This is a genomic window from Daejeonella sp., assembly GCF_044232565.1.
In the GTDB taxonomy this organism is placed as follows: domain Bacteria; phylum Bacteroidota; class Bacteroidia; order Sphingobacteriales; family Sphingobacteriaceae; genus Daejeonella.
Map to the genome: position 1 here is coordinate 1 of NZ_JBIILQ010000317.1, position 4,448 is coordinate 4,448.

The window sequence follows — 4,448 nt, forward strand, 5'->3', positions numbered from 1 at the left end:
ATTATAAAATTTACGCCGATCAATTGGTCAAAGATGGTTATGCTTATTATGCATTTGACACACCCGAGGAGCTGGATGAGCAGAGGCAAAAAACTCCTAATTTCCGCTATGGGCATGAAAATCGTGGATATTTACGAAATTCCTTAAATCTATCTGCTGACGAAACAAAAGCACTTCTCGATCAGGGTACACCGCACGTAATCCGCATCAAGGTGCCTACTGATGAGACCATTCACTTTGTAGATATGATTCGTGGGGATGTTAGCTTCGACACTAATTTAGTAGATGATAAAGTGCTTTTAAAGGCCGATGGTATGCCAACCTACCATTTAGCGGTTGTTGTTGACGATTATTTGATGGAAATTAGCCATGCCTTTAGAGGCGAAGAATGGCTTCCTTCTGCACCTGTTCATATTCTTTTATGGGAATACCTTGGCTGGAAAGCAGATATGCCACAGTGGGTACACTTGCCCCTTATTTTAAAGCCCGATGGAAATGGTAAATTAAGTAAGCGTGATGGCGACAGACTAGGTTTTCCAGTTTATGCGATGAATTGGACCGATGCTAAAACCGGTGAAACTACGCGCGGTTTCCGAGAAATGGGTTACCTTCCTGAAGCATTTGTGAATATGCTTGCTCTCTTGGGATGGAATGATGGAACGGAGCAGGAGATTTTTAGCATGGATGAATTGATTGAAAAATTCAGCATTGAAAGAGTGAGTAAAGCGGGTGCAAAATTCGATTTTGAAAAAGCAAAATGGTTTAATCATGAATATATTAAGAAGGCGGAAATAGCTGATATTAAAGAGCAGGTTATAACTATTCTTCAAGATAGGGATATTCAAATAGCAAATAACGACTACTTTGATAAGGTTTTAGCAATAGTTAAAGAGCGCATGACTTTTCTTCAGGATTTTTGGGAGCAGGCATCCTTCTTCTTCGAAGCTCCAGAAACCTTTGATACGAATGCAGTAAAACCAAAATGGACCGATGCAAAAACCGAGTTTTTTAAAGAGCTAATTCAATGCTATGAGGCATTAATTGCAGAAGATAGTTGGGAAAGTATCAATATCGAAAATATCTTCAAGAACTTGGCGGAAGAAAAAAATATTAAAGCAGGCGAATTAATGCTTCCCTTCAGAGTAATGTTGGTGGGTGGTAAATTTGGTCCGGGGGTATTTGATATTGCCGTTCTTATTGGTAAAGAAGAAACCGCAAAAAGAATTCAAAAAGCGCTAATTGCTTTTACGGAAGAATAATATTGCAGATTTCGGTTATACTGGCGCAGGCGTGTAGCCTGTGCTTTTACTGACCCAAATTTGCTCCTCGTTTATCGAAAATCCCTCACCTGCTGAAGGGTCCCTCACCTGCTGAAGGGCAGGTTTCGGGATGACATTCGTTTTAAAATAGCTTTAATTTTTAGTCACCACGCACCTGTCATCCTGAACGGTTGAAGGAACTTAGTAGTTGCAAAGCAAATTTTTATTGGTTTTTACGAAGGTGCCTCACCTGCTGAAGGGCAGGTCTCGGCATGACATATGTTTTAGATTGGCTTTAATTTTTAGTCGCATGTGTTAGTGGTAGGGTGAGAATTGACCACAGGAAAATCCCACATCTCACATCTCTCATCTCAGATCTCTCATCTCAGATCTCAGATCTCAACACCTCCAAAGGAGGCCTGTTTAATATGCCCCTACTATTAAATAAGCCAATAAATACGGTTAAAGAAGTAATTAAAAGGAAAAGTAAAAGCACAGGTAAGAGTTCCGGTTTGAAGCTAGTTTCAAAGCTAAAAACCGCTAATGCCCAACTGGCAATGAGCGACAAAATGATTCCCGCACCAGCTGCCAAAGCTCCTAAAAAGAAGTATTCAAGCGCAGTAATGATCAAAATTTGTTTACGGCTAGCGCCAATGGTTCTTAGCAGAACACTTTCCCTAATACGTTGGTATTTGCTAATTAAGACCGAAGAAATTAGTACAATTAATCCCGTAATGATGCTAAAAGCAGCCATAAAGCGAATGACAAAACCCATTTTATCAAGAATTTCATCGAGGACGCTCAATACCAGGCCGAGATCAATCATTGAAATATTCGGAAATGCACGAACAATAGTTTGTTGATATTTTGCCGATACCTCATCGGAAGGCACCTGCGTTAATAGTACATGAAATTGAGGTGCTGCTTCAAGCACACCTGCCGGAAAAATCAAAAGAAAATTAGTCTGAATACGATTCCAATCCACCTTTCTGGTACTTCCAATAATTGCCTTTAATGGCGCCCCTTGAACATTAAATTTAAGCTCATCGCCAACCTTGACACCAATTCGGCGAGCATAGGCATCTTCAATCGAGACGTAAATCGGCTTTCCTGCCTCCATTTTCCCAGTCCATTTACCGTCAATAATCTCCTCCGAATCACTCAAACTATCCCGATAGGTAACACGGAATTCGCGATCCAAAGCACGCATAGCAGCCATATTAAGGCTGTCCTTTTTATAATCCGCCGCAGTACGTCCGTTAATTTCAGTAATGCGCATATTTACAATCGGCACCTGCTGAAGAACTGGCAATTTCAAGCTTTTCGTAAGATTTGCAACAGCCACTTTCTGATCACTTTGAATATCAAAAAGTATCATGTTCGGCTGATTTTTACTTGATGAAAGCGTGACACTATTGATTAAAATTCCTTGTACAAAAAAGAGCGTGCAAATAAAAGCGGTTCCTAAACCAATGGAAACCACCAAAATTAAGGTCTGATTATTGGGTCTAAATAAATTTGCAAATCCTTGACGCCATAAATAGCCCCATGAAGACGGAAAAAAGCGTCTTGCCAACCACATCAACGCATAAGCTAGGGCCGTTAAGATAATAAATGCTGCCAGAACTCCGCCAGTGAAGAAAAATGTCTGCTTCAAGGAGCTCATCTGCAAGTAGCTGAAGCCAAAAACAAATAAAACAATTAAGAAATACACCAACCATTTTATAGGATCCTTAAATAAGGAAGTTTCCTGAAAAGATAGTCGCAAGGTGTTTAGTGGTGAAATATTTCGTACTGAAACCAAAGGCAAGAGTGCAAATAAAACGGAGATGATGAGTCCTAAGACTATACCCTGTACAATGGCAAGCCATGAAATGGCTGCTGTTATTTTTACGGGTAAAAAATCAGCTAATACTGCCGGCAAAACCTGCTGAATAAGTGTTCCAAGGAAAGCACCTAACATAGATCCAATTAAACCGATACCAATAATTTGAATAAGGTAAATTAAAAATGCCTGTTTGGCGCTAGCACCGAGGCAGCGTAAAATGGCGATGGTATTAATCTTTTCGCGAATGTATATGTGAATGGCACTAGCAACGCCAATGCAACCCAAGAGCAGGGCAATGAAACCTACAAGCGCCAAAAATTCGGTAAGGTCCTCAAATGAACGACCCGTGTTCTCCTTGCGCGATTCAATTGTTTCATAATCGAGCTCTGCCTTTTCAAATTTAGGCTCTAAACTCTTCGTAAGTTTGTTAATATCAACATTTTCCGAAAACTTGAAATAGAAATTGTAAGTGATACGACTCCCCTTTTGTGAAAGTCCCGTTTGCTCCAAATAGGCCAAAGGAATATAAACTATTGGTGCTACGGAAGAAGCAAAACCTGTCTGACCCGGTGCTTTATTCAGTATTCCCGCAATTTCAAAAGTAAGTTCACCTACTTTGATGGAGTCGCCAGGTTTGGCATCAAACTGGAGCATGAGGGTTTTATCGACGAGTGCCGTTCGGTTTTGGCGAAAAGTGCGGCTAGCAGTAGCGGGACTCGTTTCAATTTCTCCATAGTAAGGGTATTGTCCTGAAAGCGCCTTCACATTTACCAAGCGTGTGCCTTCACTCTTAGGAAAATAAATCATGGAGGCAAAAGCACGTTCTTCGGAACGCTCATCGCCCAGTTCAAGGAGTGTTTTCAGAGCTTCCGGCGCAACTGCCTTATTGGTTTCAACTACTAAATCGGCACCCAACAGACTTTTTGCCTGCGAATCAATATCTTTTTTAAGGTTGTATTCAAAAGAGTAGATGGCCACTAGTGCCGCTATTCCGAGGATAATAGAGGAGATAAATAAGAATAATCGGGAACGGTTTCGGCGACTATCGCGCCAAGCCATGACGAAGAGCCATTTGAGGTTCAGGGGAGCCTCATTTTCTGTAAATGGAATGGAATTATGCTCCAACATGATTCAAATTTAGAGTGTTGGTAAGCTCATCGGAGATTAAAGATCCACCTTTGATGCGGATAATTCTTTGCGTTTTGGAGGCCAGCTCCAAATCATGCGTTACCAAGATTAAGGTTGTTCCCGCTTCCTTGTTGAGGTCGAATAATAATTTAACCACCATTTCGCTGGTTTCAGCATCTAGATTTCCTGTGGGCTCATCCGCAAATAATATTTTAGGCGAGTTAGAAAAAGCA

At 40.9% G+C, this 4,448-nt stretch carries 2 protein-coding genes and 1 pseudogene; 1 reads left to right on the plus strand and 2 read right to left on the minus strand.

Annotated features, from left to right (window positions below; translation table 11 throughout):
• The coding region (gltX, locus tag ACILQF_RS12670) for a glutamate--tRNA ligase (RefSeq protein ID WP_395627764.1) at window positions 1-1,259 on the plus strand (1,259 nt) is incomplete at its 5' end.
• A 385-nt stretch (window positions 1,260-1,644) separates the two neighbouring features.
• On the opposite strand, the gene ACILQF_RS12675 is transcribed toward gltX, so the two are convergent.
• Both ACILQF_RS12675 and ACILQF_RS12680 read right to left on the minus strand, forming a co-directional pair.
• Complete coding sequence (locus ACILQF_RS12675; RefSeq protein ID WP_395627765.1) at window positions 1,645-4,215, minus strand: ABC transporter permease; 2,571 nt, start codon at window positions 4,213-4,215, stop codon at window positions 1,645-1,647.
• Window positions 4,202-4,448, minus strand: a pseudogene (locus ACILQF_RS12680) (hypothetical protein); the annotation flags it as partial. The gene ACILQF_RS12675 and the pseudogene ACILQF_RS12680, both read right to left, overlap by 14 nt.